This window comes from Labrys methylaminiphilus subsp. lupini, from assembly GCF_051161885.1.
Classification (GTDB): domain Bacteria; phylum Pseudomonadota; class Alphaproteobacteria; order Rhizobiales; family Labraceae; genus Labrys.
This window is the reverse complement of the sequence record NZ_JBMDIH010000002.1, coordinates 580,860-596,948: the sequence shown is the minus strand read 5'-3', so window position 1 is coordinate 596,948 and position 16,089 is coordinate 580,860. Positions and strand designations below refer to the sequence as shown.

Genomic DNA, 16,089 nt, shown 5'->3' with positions numbered 1-16,089 from the left:
AAAACGTGTAAAGCCGCGTCAACGACACGCCTCCACACCAAGGCGACTTTTCCCCAGCGCGGCCAATGAATGGTCACCAACAGGGAAGCCGCGGCCAGCCAGCGCGAGGCCCAGCTCATCCTCGAATGCCCAGCGCTGAGACAAGCACCAGGTCAGCGTCCCGCCAAAAGCGTCGCCAGCTCCCGCCAAATCCACCGCTTCGACCGTCATTCCCGGCGTCCCGCAGGATGTTTTAGCCATCCCTCCCTTCGACGTGACCTGCGATTTGCGCTCACGGCGTCGACAGGCATGAGCTCTCAGCCTTCCCCTCAATCGGAAGGCGCGTCGAAAGCGCCCGACTGGGCTTCTTCATCGGTAACCGGACGAAGATCATATCCGACCCGATAAAAGAACCGACCAATGCCTTTTCCGTCCTTAAGGATTTTCTCCTCGACAATATCTCCCAAACGGGCAAATCGACCATTGAGCGTCGGATCCCCGACCTGCTCGCGCTTCAGCGCGAATAATATGGCAGTCTTGCCGCGCTGATCTTCTGGCTTGTACCAGTAATTGTACATGAGACTGTGCCCACCCAGCGCACCGCGACCAACCGAGCTTGCAGTTCCTCTGTCGCTCCGGCTGTAAAAAGCCATCTCACTCGCGAGGAAGTAAGCATCCGTGCCGATAAGGACCGGTTCCTTGGCCTCGTCGCGCCCGATCTCATTGCGCAACGCGGCGGCCCTTTGTCCAAACTCCTTCCAACCCACTGGAAGGGGGCGCAAGCCACCACCATGCCCCACCAACGGAAAACCCAGAACAAGGTAATGCAGGCTCAGACCATAGACGACGACGAGAACCAGTACAGTCGGAGCCCACCACCATTGCAAACGAATGTCGGAACGCGTGGCAACTTTGCCCGTCGCTGTAACCACTGCTGCCACGGCAGGTAGCGCGGCGAGCCACAGAGGACCGGTCCAATTGAGCTTAACCGCGTGGAAGAGGCTGAAGGCCACGAGGACCGAGAGTGGAACGAATGTATAAATGAGGACGAAGAGCGAGCGCCGCCCGGCCTCCGGCGTCAACGCGTTTCCAGTCAGCCGCCTGACGGCGCGCAGCGCGAACCCGATAGAAAGCAAGCCGAGCGGCGTCAGAAGTACGAGCATCGCGACGATCAGGGACGGGAGGGCAAAGTCATTCGCGCCCTGCAGGCGCCGCGTACTTTGAAATGCGAAGGATGCCCAGCCGTGCTGCACGTTCCAGGCGATCACCGGCGAAAATAGGAATGCCGCGAGTATGCCAGCTAGGTAAGGTCCCGGCCGTGCGAGCAAACGCCTTGATTGGGGTTCGACGAGCATGAACAGGAGCGTCGCAGGCCCCAGCAACGCAATCGTATATTTCGAAAGCAGGCCCAGTCCCATGCAGATACCGACGCCCCACCAGGCGCGGCGCTGTCCTGCGATGAGCGCTCGCTCCAGAAAGCAGAGCGTACCGGCCCAGGCTGCCGTCAAGGGCGCATCGGGCGTCATCGTCAGGCCGATCGTGAAGAAGAAGGGCAGCGTGGCGATGAAGAGCACGCCGACGAAGGCCGGAGACTTGCCGAACAGATTACGCGTGAGCCGGAAGGTGAAGAAGGCTGTGGCAAGCCACATAAGGGTCGCGCCGACGCGCACGCCAAATTCAGTGTTGCCGAATAGATTTGTACCGAGCCAGACCAGCCAGGCCACCATCGGTGGGTGGTCGAGATAGCCGATGTCGAGATGCTGCGCATAGTTCCAGTAATAGGCTTCTTCCGGCAGGAGGTTGACGAGGCCCATATAGATCAACCGCAGCACGAGAACGTAGGCAACCAGGCCCATTGCGGCAACGCGCCAGCGTATGTCGGAGGGCACGCGGGAACTCAAAGACGGGAAGACGAAGAAGGCACAGCCGAAATAGTTGACGAATGCGGCCACACCGATGCCAAGGACGATGGCTGCCTGGGCAGGCCAGCCGAGGAGTTCGACGGCGCCCGCCAGCATGCCGCCGCGCAGGGAAAGCGCGAGGATGCACACCGCGAGAAAACGAAGGTAAAGCACCCAACTCTTTTCCGGCCGGCTATGTGCGCGGTCCGCGAACGCCCATTTCAAGTTGAGCACATAGTTGGATAATGTCGCGACGACGAAGCTAGCAACATGGGCGACAGCCAGCGAAAGGCCGGTGCTGAGGAGAAGTTCGAAAACGAGAAGGTCGACGAGGACCCCGATCAATCCAACAGCGGCGAAGCGCCAGATATTTCCCAGTGAGACTGCCCCGCCGGCTAACACCCCCAGGCGCCGGGCGTAGGTTGCCATCTGCCTCCAGCCAATTTTGGACTCTCCGTTCTCACGGTCGCGAAAGACAATCGGTACCTCGTTCAAACGAAGTGCGCCGCCTCCTTCGGCGATGATTTCCAGGCCGATCTTGAATCCGGCCGCTTGCGGGTCGATCGTCAGCAGCCGGTCCTTGCGCACGGCGAAGTAGCCGGACATCGGATCCTTCAATTCGGTCAGCGGCCACGCGAGCAAGCCACCGAGGCGCGACAGGATCTGCCGCGAGACCGGCCAGCCATGGGTTGCGCCGCCGGCCACGTAGCGGCTCCCAACGACCAAATCGGCGGCATCATCAAGAATGGGTCGTACGAGGTCGTTGATGTGCTCGGGGGGATGGCTCAAATCGGCATCCATGACGACGACGACCTGTCCAGCCGCTTGGCGTGCTGCCGCCAGCACGTCGCCGGCGAGGCCGCGCTTGCCGTCCGAGAGCACAAGTCGAACAGGGGCGATACCCTCCCACGCCCGTACCTTTGCGATGGTGCCGTCCCGAGAACCACCGTCCGCCACCAAAATCTCCAGCCCCAGTCCGTCCGAGGACTGGGACAATATCGATGACACTGCCGCATCGACATTGTCGACTTCGTCGAGTGTGGGCACAATGATTGACACTGCAACCTGTCGCTCAATCTGCCGGAGCATCATTATTGGCACACCTTCTTGCATACTAACACTCGTATAAAATTATTTCTCGAATTATTTGCGCCTAAATTGAAATTATTTGAAAATATTTCTGAATATGGATAGATTTCAATTAATATTTGAATGAAATTCCATATTTTATATTTATTGCTTTGATTATCTATTGGCTTGCGCTGCGCGTTTGCTGTACTCATTGTTGACACTCATCCTGCGGCGCGTGCGGCCACCAAGAAAAACGAGGCGCCGGTTTGCTGCGACTGAGGTCATAGCGAAACGTGTGCCACGAGGTGGGGAGGTCCACAGATCCACCATCATCGGTTTGTAGGCCGGGGTTTTGGGGTAGCCGTACCGTTGCACGAACCTTACAGGTTGCATCTCTGCCGCAGCGGCCCATGACTTGAGGTGAGTGACCTCATCATTCGCGTGGTCTCAACAAGCGCGTTGAAGGCCTACGGGCCGGCGAGACATTCCTCATCGGTGACGACCGATGTCGGCTTGTCCCATCCTGCAACCGTTGACACCACGGAATTAAGAGGCTCTTCGTGTGTGAGTGAGTCCATAAATATGGACGGATGTTTGAGTTGCACCAACTAGTTCTACCCTTGTTCACGCGTTTGAGACCGCGTGCTATACTCCAAGTACAGAATTAGCTGAGACTTAGAAGCAGGGCTCCGCCAAGCGAATGACTGAGCCCACCTTTGTCGTACCATATCACCGTTTTGGCGGCGAGATCGCGCTATTGAGTGTAATTTGGTTTCAGAAGCAGGGCTTAGTTATTACTTGTGGTTATTGGCAGCGCGCCGTAGCGTATCACTTCTTCAGCAAATATTGAATGTACTGATATACGTTCGCCACCGATCACTTCAACTGAACGTCGATCTACTACCAGGCCGTCCAAACACCTTGTGGAAGCACAAACAGTGGGCCGTCTCGCAACAGCGAGGAATGACCTACGGACGACAGTCGAACGATCTCTTGCCGTAGCCAGCCATCGATCTCCTCATGAAGGATCGATATCGACGTTCGGGCATCACAATCCCGCGAAACCATTGAAATGCCGATGAGGGTGCCATGCCAATCGATATCCAAGCCAGCCGCGAGTTCGATGCTAACATCTCTTAATCCGCCGGCACGTCACCTGGGCTTGGCAATCCTGCCCGTCCTGGAGGAAGAAAACGCTTCCCAACCTGTCGCCCTCGATCACATCCTGGCGGCCGTGGCTACCCACGTGACTGCCAAATATGGCAAGGCAATGCCGGCCCAGCGAACAAAAGGAACACTTGCCCCCTGGCAGGAAGAGCGTACCAAGGACCTGATTAGAACCCATCTTGGCTCGGAGTGTCAGGCGAAATGAGAAGCTGCCCCCCCGTCGAATCTGAGAACTGACCCCTCTGGGTTTAAAAAAAGAGGGACAGATGGGAGGAAGCCCCTGTGTCATGAAGAAGTCGCACCAGCCCGTTTGATCGGCGCTGAATGACACCAGGCGTCAGCGAGGTTGCGACAGACCCAGCATTCAAAGCGAAAAGAGGGTTGCGTTTGAATGCGATTTGACACGTTTCGCGAAAAGGCAAGCCACCTGAAAGCTTCGTGTCTTATGGTCGCCACGCACAGAACCTGCGGGGCGGGCGGGCTGAAAGGGAGGTAACGAATGACTAGGCTCGGCTTGGCAATTTCCGTCGCGACGCTGGCTTGTATGGGGGCGATGCCGGCTTTGGCTTTCGACGGCTGGCATCTGCAAAAAGCCACGATGATCGAGGGCAAGGCCTCGGGATGGGATTATGTTTCCGTCGATTCGGCCACGCATCACGTCTTTCTGGGGCATCGCAAGGAAGGCCTCCAGGTCTACGATCCCAAAACGGACAAGGTGATCAAGGTCATCGACAAGACGGCGGAGGACAGTTCCAACGGGGCGGTGCTCATCCCGGAATTCGATCTGGGAATTTCCAACAATGAGGACGGCACGCTCACGCCGTTCAAGCTTTCGACCCTGGCGGCCCAGGCGCCGGTCAAGGTCGGCGGCGATCTCGACACCAGCCACTATGACCCTTCGAGCAAGCGCCTCGTCTTGAACATGGGCGCTGGAGCCGATGGCACGGAACTGATCATGCTGGACATGCCGTCCCTGAGGGAGGTTGGTCGCCTCAAAGTGCCGAGCAAGAAGGTGGAAGGTGCCGACAGCGATGGCAAGGCCGGTTTTTTCCTCGCTGCCCAGGATCTCGACAAGGTCTACAAGATCGACACCAAGGCTGGGAAGATCGCTGCCACTTATGACACGACGCCAGCCTGCGGCCGTCCCACGGCAGTGACCGTGAATGGGGCCGATGACCGGGTCTATGTCAGCTGTCGCGGCCACGATGCCATCAAGCCCTCCCTCATCGTGTTAGACGGCAGCAACGGCAAGGTCGCTTACAGCGCCGAAATCGGAGGCGGCACCGACAGCATCATCTACGATGCCGATCTCAAGCGCATCTTCACCGCCAATGGCATCAGCGCCAACCTCAACGTCTTTGAGGTCGGCGGCGCCGACAGCTACAAGCCGCTGGAGACGCTGGGTACGCGTGCCGGCATGCGCACCATGGCGATCGACCGCACGACCAAGACGATCTACGCGGTCACGGCCGAAGGCAGCGCCGACGCCTCCAAGAAGATTCTGACGGCGGTCTCGCCCTTCTACGCCAACACCTTCTATCCCAATACCTTTACGATCATGGCCTACGGGAAGAAGTAGAGGCGGTTATCGTCCACGGCACTACGGCCATTCGATCCCGGATGCCGTAGTGCCTTCATCTGCCAGCAACAAAATATTTCTACCGTCCATCCGAGCGATCTCATTCACTCCAGGAATGGACCATAAGCGGCTGGGTCTGGGCGCTGGGACCGGGATGGCAAGCAGTTGCTTGTACGGCGCCAGTGTCGAACACCTTACCGCAAAGAGCAGGTTTCCAGTGCAGCCCGCGAGATTTGGCGCTACAACGCGGCGAGCGGCAGGCATGAGCGCCGAGGTCGAAGGCCGCCAGCATCGATGGCAAAACCGGGCGGGTCCGCTGTCGGCTCAGCAGCCTGCCAGGTCGCCCTTGTTGAAGAAGAAGGCCGATGGCAAAGGCGCAAAGACCGACCGTGTGGACAACCACGTGCATAGCAAGGAACAACGCGTCACCATGAAGACCGGACAAGTCGAACCTGTTCGTTGAGACTATGCTAAACTACGGCAAATCGGTGGGACTGACGGATATCTATATTGGGGGGGAGGCCCGGGAAGGACGCCTTGCTGAGGTTGTCATCCGGGCCTCCGGCTCTTCTGCGAGAGCGCGCATGACATACACCATCGAAAATTAGCTGGGAATTAGAAGACACGTCGAATTCGATTATACCAAAGTATCGAAACTACATACTTTGGTATCGTTTCGATCTCGTGACCCAAAAATCGTCGGATGGTCTACGCGCGACCATACGCGTACCGAGCCGCAACTCTTCGATTTGATGATAGTCGTGCAGCGGCGATGACCGTTCGAGGAGCCAAGCAACGCCCGCGCTATCCACACAGCAAGTGGTGTGGCACCCAAAAGACGAACACCTCTTAGGGGGTGAACGGGCAGCAATGAATTCGCGAGGAGTGGACTGCCCCCGATCCGTTAGACAAAGCCGACCTATCCTTTGAGCATAGGAGGTTGGTCATGAGTTCGCAGAGATTTGCACCGGAATTTAAGGAGGAGGCGGTCAGACAGGTCGCCGAGCGGGGTTACTCCGTGCCCGATGTCGCGGCGCGCCTGGGCGTCTCGGCGTACAGCCTTTACAAGTGGGTCAAGGCCGCTTCACCCGACAGATCCGAGCAGCAATCGAAGGAGTTGCTGGAAGCCAGAAGCGAGATCCTTCGGCTGCGCGCTGAGATACGCAGGGTCGAAGAGGAGCGCGATCTTCTAAAAAAAGCCGCGCGGTACTTTGCCAGGCAAGCCGGCTCCCCAGGCTCCGGTGATATTGCCGGAAACACCTCTGCTCGTCCAACAGGTCAACCAGCTCGGATTGACACAATGCACGGCCTTGTCGACCAGATGTCACGCGGCGCCCTCAATGCCAGATATGATGTCCAGTCGGGCTGGAATCGCCAGCCAACGGCCTGGCCGCGATCATCGCTACGCCGACACCATCGGGCGGCTGCGACGGGGTGACCATGCAGGTCTTCCCGCTCGCCAGCGATTGCTCCACGGCGCAAACCTATATGCGCTCAACCGGTGCTAGCCCGATCCCGGTCCCAGATCATGATCAACCGCAACGGCAAGCGCATCTCCCTACTGCCGGGTGTGAACAAGACCTGCATCGCCGTCTCCGCCGATTCCAACTCCGGTCCCGGGTCGATCGCTCAGATGCCGTCGGCTCCCGCACCTGTGCCAGACACCATCGTGCCGCATGCTGCTCCGGTCATGCCTCCAAGCTCGGAGATCCTGCCAACGGCCACGCAGCAGAAATAAGGCCAGCCTCCTACAGTATAATAGATGGGCGTATACGTCGGCCAGCTCACGATTTGTTATCACGACAAAGGTCAGACGGGCAGCGCAAGAAGACCGGATAGCGCGGTGGTAGAGTCCACAGCCGCGTTCCTATCGGTTTCAGGGATTTCGTTGAATTGGCGCCGGTGCGGGCTCTATCTTCGGCTTGGCTGTCGACCTCGGTTTAGGTTTGGGCTTGGTTGAAGAGGCCGCAGCTTGAATCGGTGCTGCAACGGGCGCGGCCGGTGGTGCCGAGGCAGTCGGCGCAGGAATCGGTGCAGCATGCGATCCGTCGTTCGGTGTGGCGCCGACCTGTGCAATATTCACGGTGAGACCATAGAGCAGCAGACGCCCATCAACGCCTTGGAAAAAGAGCTCAAAGGTCAGCTTCGTTTCAGCATCCACTGGAAAGAAGCCGGCAAGATGCAGCAGGCCGTTCTTCTCGACCTGGGGTACGAGGGTGATCGCTGGCTCAAGCACCAGCGCCGCCGCGAGATCGAGTCTTCCTTTGCGCTGCGCGGCGAAAATCTCGGCCAGCTTGGCGTTGCTGTTCTCTCGTTGAAAATCTGGCGCGCCGAGATCGCGCAAAACGGAATAATTGCCGGTCTTGTTGGCCTGATCGAGCGCGATCAAAGTGGAGCGCACCAACACTAACACCGTCTTAGGCTCAAGATTCGCCGTCTGTGGCCCAACCGATGCCGCGTTGGCCGGAGCAGGTACGGCCGATGCTGGGGCCTGTGCCGGTTGCTGTTGCGCCATGGCCGGTAGAGCCAGGCTTGCTGCCATAGCAAGAGTGAGCAGAGTAGTCGGCCTTATCTGTAAAGGAGGAACTTTCATGGATTCCAGGTTCTTGTTGGGATCGGCACGCTGCTCATCTTCCAAAGGAGCTGCATTTTACAAATGAGTCTTTGGAGCGATCTGATCGTTGAGCAGACATTGTTACTCTTGGTGGCGTTCCAGGCTCTCCTTTGCGATGGCATAGGCACGCAGGAGCGCAGCCAGGCGAGCACGCGGCTCGGTAGACGCGTGAACCGTATGGCCGTTGATGGCTGCCTCCCAGCCAATGTCAGCGGAGGTTCCAACCGCGATAGGACATTGCGGTAACAGGCGCCGACGCAGCTCTTCGACCGCATCAAGTGAACGCGTCAAGAAAGTGTAACGGGGTCGTACCGTTCGGATATTGACTTCTGTCGCTCGGAATATGTCGGTCTCAAGTTCGCGATCCCAGCCAATCCCGCTCATGACACGAGTTGAGAGGGCAAAGAGATCATAGGGCTTCACTCTTTTCTCCATTGGTTCGATGATCGCGCACATCTCTCGTCGGCGAGGTGGATGCCTTGCCAATATATCCAAAAATTTAAAACGTAAATGCACCTCAAATCTATGTATAACGCACATATAGACAAACTACACCGGTTGTTGCAGTCTTAATCCGGCTGGATTCAGGTACAAAGATCCGTCACGATCTTGCATTCCTGTCCCTTTTGCTGACACTGGGAAAGAGCGCCATCTCGGGCTGCATCGAGCGTACTTGCCCGGACGGACGCAAAGTTTTTCTCGCGTGACGCCGCGACGGCTCCGCAATGCGGGGCCCTGTCCTGCGGGGAAGAACGTCGGCCGATCCGACGGTCGTCCCAATCATTATAAACGATGACCGTAACTTGGCAGTCGGTTGCTACGTTTTGACGCTGATTTGCTGCATTTCGGCAATGGCGCAAGGCCGTGTCTCGCGCCTCATCGCGCGTTGGCGCACCGTAGAAGATCCCAGTTTTACCACGGGACGGTGAATAGGCGATCGCCCCCCAAACCGCGCGACTTGTCGTGGTAGCAGCCTCCGGCTGAGCCTGACCATATCTCGTTACTCTCGCCTCGTCAGCCGTAGCTTCCGCTACGAGTCCCAACATGAGAACGGCGATCAACACAAACTTCTTCATCAACGAACACCCCGGTGCCAGGAGCATACATCCGCCTCAACGATATGACTTGGTGAGACGGATGCTTCAATCGGCGGGCCTCCGCCGTTCGGCTAAGACTAATTGAAGGTGTAGGCCAGACCACCCATCACACCGAAATCGGACTTACCGCTACCCGGCGAAAAGGTAGCCGCCACGTTGGCTCGCCACTTGGCATCCTCCGACGTCCAGCCGAGACCCGCAGCCAGGCCAACCTGCCGGTGGTAGACAGACATGCCTGTTGCAACCGAGACCTTACCCGGCCTGTCGTCATAGCGTAGTGCCGATGCCGCCAAGGCAGAGGCAATGCCCTTCCTGGCCTCCTTGAGATTGTCGGACACCTGGCTCTGCAGATTGGCGACGTTGCCGCCAATGTTATTGATGCGCTGGTCGAGAGCGGTAACGGCGCCTCCGACATTATTGTAGGAATTGCCTCCGACCGAATAGCTTGGTGCCGTGACTTGGCCTGCGCTGTTGACGGTCGATCCACCACCGAGCGCGGAGGCGACGGACTGGGCCGTGCCATAGAGCTGCGATCCGTTGATGGCTTGGGTAGAGGTTGCGGAGACCTGGCCCGGCCCAAGATTGCTGATGGTCACCGGCCCGCCCGTCCCAACCAGCGTGAGGCTATTGGTTGGTGTACCGCCGTTTGGCGTCGAGGGGCTTGCCGGATTGGAATATTGGACAGGGCCTGCGCCGCCATTGGCAATAGCCTGGACGCCTGACATGACGTCGTTATATGTCGCGTTGGAGCCGTTGAGCGTATAGGACGGCATCGTTACTTTGCCCGTATTGGGGTCGTAATTTGCATTGCCGCCGATCGTCGAAGCCGTCGACGTGCCCAGATTGTTGACGTTGTTACCGAGTTGGGTGACCTGCTGGTTGGCTGCCGCGACTGCCTGATTGGTGGCATAGAGCTGCGAGCCGTTGATCGCATCCGTCGAGCTACCCGAAATCTGGCCGGCCGCGACATTGGTCACCGTCCGCTCATTGCCAGCCGACCCCACGCTGACCGTGCTGGTCGCGTTGGTACCCGCGAAAGTGTAGTTGGTGCCGTTGATCGTCGTGCCGGTGGTGTTGACCACTGTCGAGGTCTTCGACCCCGATCCCAGTGCCACGTCGCCGGCCTGGCCGCCGGAGGTATCCGCCCCATTGCCAAGAGCCACCGCATTGTCCTGCGCCGCATTGGCATTGGTACCCACGGCAACCGAGTTGCTACCGCCGGCCTGCGCGCCATTGCCCGAAGCGATCGAGCCGCTGCCACTCGCCTTCGCGCCGGTACCGGTCGCAATCGAGTTGCTACCAGTGGCGGTGGCGCCATTTCCCGTGGCAACCGAGGAGGCCCCACTTGCCTGTGCCCCGTTGCCGGCCGCGAAGGAATTATCTCCGCTCGCTACCGAATTGGGGCCGATGCCGACGGCGTTCTGGCCACTGGCGATCGAGTCCGGATCCGTCGAATTGGCATGGAAATACTTGATGCCGCCGCCGCTGATGGCGCCGCCGATCTTGTCGATGACCCCTTGCACCGAGTTGAAGGTATCGCCGCCATAGTTGAGGCTCGTAATAACCGTGCCGGTAGAGGGATCGTAGCTCGAGCCACCGCCGAGGCCGCTCGCCACCGAATTACCCAGATTGTTGACATTGTTGCCGATCGAGCTGACGGCCTGATTGGTTGCGTAGAGCTGTGAACCATTGATTGCATCCGTCGAGGACGCCGAAATCTGGCCGGCGGCAACATTGGTCACCGTGCGCTCATTGCCCAGCGAACCAACACTGACCGTGCTCTTGGCATCCGTCCCGGCAAAAGTATAGGTCGTTCCGTTGATGGTTGTTCCCGTGGTGTTCACTACGGTCGACGTTGTCGACCCCGCCCCCAGAGCCACGTCACCTGCCTGAGCAGAGGCATTCGCGCCATTGCCGAGTGCGGTCGTGTTAACGCCGTTGGCGAGACTGTTAGGTCCGAAGGCCGCGGCATTTGTACCTGTGGCATTGGCCCCAGGACCCACAGCCACGGCACCGACACCATTTGCGACGCTGTTGACGCCAAAGGCCGTCGCCGATTGGCCGGTAGCATTGGCGGCCGGCCCGATAGCAACTGTGTTGATACCGGTTGCCTTCGCAAACGCCCCCAGCGTCATCGCATTGAGGCCATTGCTTACACTATAGTAACCACCGGCAATCGAACCATCGCCAGTTGCTGTACTATTAATGCCCAATGCCGTTGCATACATGCCATTCGCATTGGCCGCGGCGCCGAGGGCTGTCGAGTAATTGAAACTCGCTTTCGCCTGCGCCCCGAGAGCCGTGGAGCCTGTCGCAGTCGCGGTCGCGCCACTGCCCAACGCCGTGGCATCGACGGCGCTCGCATTGGCGAGATATCCCATGGCTGTCGCCTGAGTGTTTGTCGCGGTCGCGCCATTACCGATCGCCGTCGCCTGGTTTCCCGATGCATTGGCAAATGTGCCAAACGCACTGCCACCTGTTCCCGTCGCGCTGGCGTTGGTGCCAACGCTCGTTGCCCACGGACCGGTCGCAATCGCCGAATTGCCGATTGCCACTGCCTCGAAGGTGAAGCCGGGAGGAGCCGTCCCGCTTGCATTGGCGGCCACACCGATGGCGATCGGAGAACCACCGGTCCCCCCTGCGACAGCTTGAGAGAAGGTTCCGATGGCGATTTGCTCACCATTGCCGCCTACGGTTCCCCCGCCCAGGCTCAGAGGGGCTGCATTCGCGGCGGAAGCAACAGCGCCAAGAAGCGCAAACGCACCGAGCGTCGCCGTGACGGCTCCACCACCGCTTATCAGTATCCCCAGCCCCAATTGTCCACGCTTGGTACCGAGCGTGCGGTGGGCAAGTCGCAGCGAGGCCATCAACCGGCGCCGAAGCGAGCGACAGCCTGGATCGGCATTAGCCAACCAATTTCGGATGAAACCCACGCGGTACCCTAAGATTGTTGAAACCGTTGAAGTCCGTACGACCGCCATGTCGCCCCTCGCTGATGCCCTTTTGCTCATGTTCGAAGGCCGCGCTGCGCCGCGTCGCGAGTGAATGGCACGCCGCCGCGGAGACATAACCAGACAGCGTGCGCGTGCGAGGCACGATCACATGCAAATTCCAGCCATCGGTGTCTCGAATTGAGCTAAAGGCTGCCGCTTCGTGGCGATCAGTCCAGTTGCCCTAACAGAGCGACCCTAGTCATGATGCCGCTCGATAATAGCCACGATCACGCCAGAGTCACCGAGCAGATAGTCCCAATTGTATGCATTTAGTCTCAAAAGAAGTATCTCTTTAAGAAAACTATTATCTCAAAAGCCGTATATTTTGCACAAAATCTATTCACTGCACTCGACCTGACGTACCGCAGGCGCCGGCCGCCCGAAGGTCTCAGCGGTGACGCAATTGCCGTGGGCTGTGGCCAAACTCGCGGCGGAATGCGCGTGCAAAATCGGAGGCAGAACTAAAACCGTAGCGGTAGGCGATCGCTTGCACCTGCATCTCCGGGCTGGCGACAAGATCCGCATGGGCGGAGAGGAGGCGCTGGCGCTGGATATAGGCCGCGACGCCCCCAAGCTCCTCAAATGCCCTATAAAGATTTGAACGCGAAATCCGTAACTGGGACATTAAGCGCTCCGGCCCGAGATCGATATCATTCAGATGCTGTTGAATATAAGCGCGGGCGCGCCTGAAAAGGGCGGATTCAGCCTGGCCTGATGTCTGTCCAAGCTTGTCGAGGGATGGTCGGAGGCAAGTTGCAATCAGTTCGGCAGTGGCACGTCCCGCTACCCTGAGTTCATCGACAGACATGCGTAGAATGTGTGTTTCCAGACTGTTCAGATAAGTAGCGAGCAGTTCCGCCAAACTGCCGGAGAGAAGCGTATTTGATAGGCCGTCTAGGTCTCCTGCAACGCCCGCGAAAGCCTCACGCGGCAGAATGAGGAGCTGGCCCTCATAGCCCATGATCTGGCCTTGAAATTCTTCATTGAGGGAAATCAGGAACATCGCGCCCGGACGAGCGTGAAGCCGACGCCCGCGAGTATCGAACCAGGCTTCACCAAATCGCAAATGAAATAGAAACCATTGATTGATGGCCGAGCTACGCGGCCGGCGGGATAGATGCCTGAGCGTCTGAGTGGCGAAATAGCCGGAATTGAAAACGACCTCACCCATGTCGCAATGCATGTACTCGATTTCAAACCCCTCCGCAGAGCTGGCATCGTTGGGGAGGCCAACATCGCTGAGTGAGCTAATGCGCGATTTCCACACGGAGAACTGCTCGGATCGGTCATAGGGGAGGGTTGATAGAATCCGTGGTCGCGCTGGACTCCGCTTCTCTATGTTACGAGGCTCCCGCGGGAGAGGAGCACTTTCGATCGTTACGTCGGGCATCCCCTCGGTCGTTTGGGGCCCCCAAGCACGCGCTCTCATCATCTGTTCCGGCTAAATTGGAGCGAGCGACCGGGGCGCTACGACGCGCAATTCTGAGCGCGCGTCCGCGGCCCACGGCTATGCAGGCTCGAACGTCGCGAAATGCGGTTACAGCGCGATCGACAGCAAATACGATTGCAAATAAATGAAAATATCGACCCGGGGAGTCGATATATTACATTCTAACCATGCACATCTCGAAATCTCGATCTGCGTCAGAATACTATATGATAAATTCGATACGTAATCGGATTAAACTCTTTAGTGTCGACATACACAATCCAATACATTCCGAATTGTAAAAGCATTAGGCGCACATCTTCATGAAACAGCTAATGTATACATTTAAATGCTTATCAAATGCCCGACCGATGTAAAGCGTCAAATTGGCTCCTATAAGATCGCAAAATTAGCGCATTGGCCGAAGGCGCATCCGGCGCGGGAAGGATGTTGAGAGATCGTCTGCGAGCGGGTGCCATGAGGTGCTCCAGGGATGGCTCTAAGGCCACTGTCGGGCTGGTGGCGCTGACGGATGTCGCGGCATAGGCGATCAAAGCCGTCCCTGCGCTGTCATTGAGCTCGACTTCGGTATGTGTGCGGGCGGTCCCCCGACACGACTCCCCCAACCTTGTTCAGCCGAAGGAACAGCTGCAATTTCTCTGCACCGTGCCAGAGCGACATTTGATCCAATTGGATGGAGTGTCACTCATCATTTCAACGAGATAGGCGCATCTTTCCGGTTTTGCTAAATCGGAAAACGCTCTAGCCCTTCATTTGGCGTATGCAAGACGGAAACATCGACTGTCACTGCGTCCCTTGTCTCGCTCGACTATCGCCCAAGGAGCCCTGCTCGACGTGTGATTGCGACATACCGCCGTGGAACAATCGTTCTATGCAACCGGCTCACGGTCCGCGGCAGACATGTTGGAGCTTGCAGACTGCGCTCCGCCCTCACCCTTCCCGAGGTGGAGTTCGCGATCGCCGAATGTCGTCAGGGCATCGCAGACGGCATCGGCGAATGCAACCGCGGCGGGCGAAAGGCTGCGCATGGATAGCTTGCAGCATGCAAGCACGTTTGGCAGAAGCCGATCATCATCAATTTCGACGTGAACCAGTCGTCCGCGGCCTGTGGCTCTTTGGGCACGCCCTGTGACAATGCTGACGCCGATTCCCGATTCTGCCAGCGCATGAATCAGTTCGAGAGAGTTCGTTTCTACAATCGGGTCCATCTGCAGGTCGGTTCCGCGGAAGGCCGACTCGAATATGTGTCGCAAAAGTCCCGAACCATCCGGCAGGATGAGCTTGTGACCACCCATATCGGCGAGCGTCACGGATGATCGCCTAGCAAGGGGATGGTCTGCCGACGCGACCAGATACATCCTGAGCGGGATAGACTTTATGAACGATAGATCCTCGATGTTTGGAAAATTATAACCAACCGCAAAATCAATCTCCCCACCTTTCAATCGAGAAAGAAGGCCGCGAGTCGTGTCAACTTTTATGCTGAAGGTAATATTGGGGTGTGATCGGTGAAAACTTTCGATTACCTCGGGCATAACGGTGTTTACAACAACGTCATTGAATCCGATCGTTACATGTCCTCGTTCCAAGCCTTTAAGCGCAATGATTTCGTCGCCGGCAATGCGCAGTTCATTGATCGCGGCGCGCAAACGGTACTGCAGAATACGTCCAGCATCCGTTAGTTGAAGGCCAGCCCGGCCGCGCGCCCTTTCGAATAATTTGGCGCCAAGATCGGCTTCGAGATTGCTGACTTGTCGATTGATCGCCGACGCAGCGATATGGAGCGATTCTGCTGCTCCGCGAAAAGAGCCCTGGGCGGCAACCTCCCAGAAGTACCGAAGTGCCGTGGTGCGCGCCAATTTGGGATATTCCAACATGAATCCAGAACTCACGGAAATCGAGCGAATTAGCGACAGGACAAGTGCGGCATCGAACGGGTCGCGCTCAAGATCTAATGACTCATTCACATTCTTCAGATAAATGCCCCATAGATCGCGTAGGTACAACCATGCTACCGATGAAATCGCTTTGGTACATAGTGAAGAGTCCAGACCCTTCTCCAACGTTCGGCAACGGACATGGCGGTGGAACTACGGCTTGCCCTAGCAGGTGCGTCGACCGCCATATCGCCCGTCGGGAGATGTACCTGAACTATATGGAACCGTTTGAGGTATTCCGTTCCGATACCCTCATGCCTCCTTCCGCTCACAGAGTCGGACGAAGGCCGGATGTGCTGGC

Annotated in this window: 11 protein-coding genes and 1 pseudogene; 4 read left to right on the top strand and 8 right to left on the bottom strand. The window is 57.9% G+C overall.

The features are described from left to right. Nucleotides 1-18 precede the first annotated feature (18 nt). Together ACN6KF_RS28460 and ACN6KF_RS28455 are read right to left on the bottom strand one after the other, a co-directional pair. Nucleotides 19-210: a hypothetical protein gene (locus tag ACN6KF_RS28460; protein ID WP_434960257.1), complete on the bottom strand. Its 192-nt coding sequence runs from the start codon at nt 208-210 to the stop codon at nt 19-21. Between the two features lie 98 nt (nt 211-308). Continuing rightward, nucleotides 309-2,993: a glycosyltransferase family 39 protein gene (locus ACN6KF_RS28455; protein ID WP_434960256.1), complete on the bottom strand. Its 2,685-nt coding sequence runs from the start codon at nt 2,991-2,993 to the stop codon at nt 309-311. Nucleotides 2,994-4,617: 1,624 nt separating this feature from the next. On the opposite strand from ACN6KF_RS28455, the gene ACN6KF_RS28450 reads away from it, so the two are divergent. From ACN6KF_RS28450 to ACN6KF_RS28435, 4 genes and pseudogenes are all read left to right on the top strand, one after another. Beyond that, entirely contained in the window at nt 4,618-5,697 is a 1,080-nt protein-coding gene (locus ACN6KF_RS28450; RefSeq protein WP_434960255.1) for a YncE family protein, read from the top strand. A gap of 262 nt (nt 5,698-5,959) precedes the next feature. Continuing rightward, nucleotides 5,960-6,160 carry a hypothetical protein gene (locus tag ACN6KF_RS28445; protein ID WP_434960254.1) on the top strand — a complete coding sequence of 67 codons (201 nt, stop codon included), beginning with the start codon at nt 5,960-5,962 and terminating at the stop codon, nt 6,158-6,160. 483 nt (nt 6,161-6,643) lie between these two features. Beyond that, nucleotides 6,644-6,927: pseudogene (locus ACN6KF_RS28440) on the top strand (transposase); the annotation flags it as partial. A gap of 298 nt (nt 6,928-7,225) precedes the next feature. After that, nucleotides 7,226-7,435, top strand: a complete 210-nt coding sequence (locus ACN6KF_RS28435; protein ID WP_434960253.1) for a hypothetical protein — start codon at nt 7,226-7,228, stop codon at nt 7,433-7,435. Nucleotides 7,436-7,573: 138 nt separating this feature from the next. Here the strand turns inward: ACN6KF_RS28435 and ACN6KF_RS28430 are convergent, their stop codons facing one another. The 6 genes from ACN6KF_RS28430 to ACN6KF_RS28405 all read right to left on the bottom strand — a co-directional run bounded on the left by ACN6KF_RS28430 (nt 7,574) and on the right by ACN6KF_RS28405 (nt 15,857). After that, the gene (locus tag ACN6KF_RS28430; RefSeq protein ID WP_434960252.1) at nt 7,574-8,335 is read right to left on the bottom strand and encodes a hypothetical protein; all 762 of its coding nucleotides are present in this window, start codon (nt 8,333-8,335) and stop codon (nt 7,574-7,576) included. 57 nt (nt 8,336-8,392) lie between these two features. Further along, nucleotides 8,393-8,734 carry a hypothetical protein gene (locus ACN6KF_RS28425; protein ID WP_434960251.1) on the bottom strand — a complete coding sequence of 114 codons (342 nt, stop codon included), beginning with the start codon at nt 8,732-8,734 and terminating at the stop codon, nt 8,393-8,395. A 161-nt stretch (nt 8,735-8,895) separates the two neighbouring features. Next, nucleotides 8,896-9,357: a DUF4189 domain-containing protein gene (locus tag ACN6KF_RS28420; RefSeq protein ID WP_434961328.1), complete on the bottom strand. Its 462-nt coding sequence runs from the start codon at nt 9,355-9,357 to the stop codon at nt 8,896-8,898. A gap of 128 nt (nt 9,358-9,485) precedes the next feature. Next, the gene (locus tag ACN6KF_RS28415; protein WP_434960250.1) at nt 9,486-12,275 is read right to left on the bottom strand and encodes a hypothetical protein; all 2,790 of its coding nucleotides are present in this window, start codon (nt 12,273-12,275) and stop codon (nt 9,486-9,488) included. A gap of 514 nt (nt 12,276-12,789) precedes the next feature. Beyond that, nucleotides 12,790-13,668 carry a helix-turn-helix domain-containing protein gene (locus tag ACN6KF_RS28410; protein WP_434960249.1) on the bottom strand — a complete coding sequence of 293 codons (879 nt, stop codon included), beginning with the start codon at nt 13,666-13,668 and terminating at the stop codon, nt 12,790-12,792. Nucleotides 13,669-14,720: 1,052 nt separating this feature from the next. Further along, nucleotides 14,721-15,857, bottom strand: a complete 1,137-nt coding sequence (locus tag ACN6KF_RS28405; RefSeq protein WP_434960248.1) for a LysR family transcriptional regulator — start codon at nt 15,855-15,857, stop codon at nt 14,721-14,723. Nucleotides 15,858-16,089 lie beyond the last annotated feature (232 nt).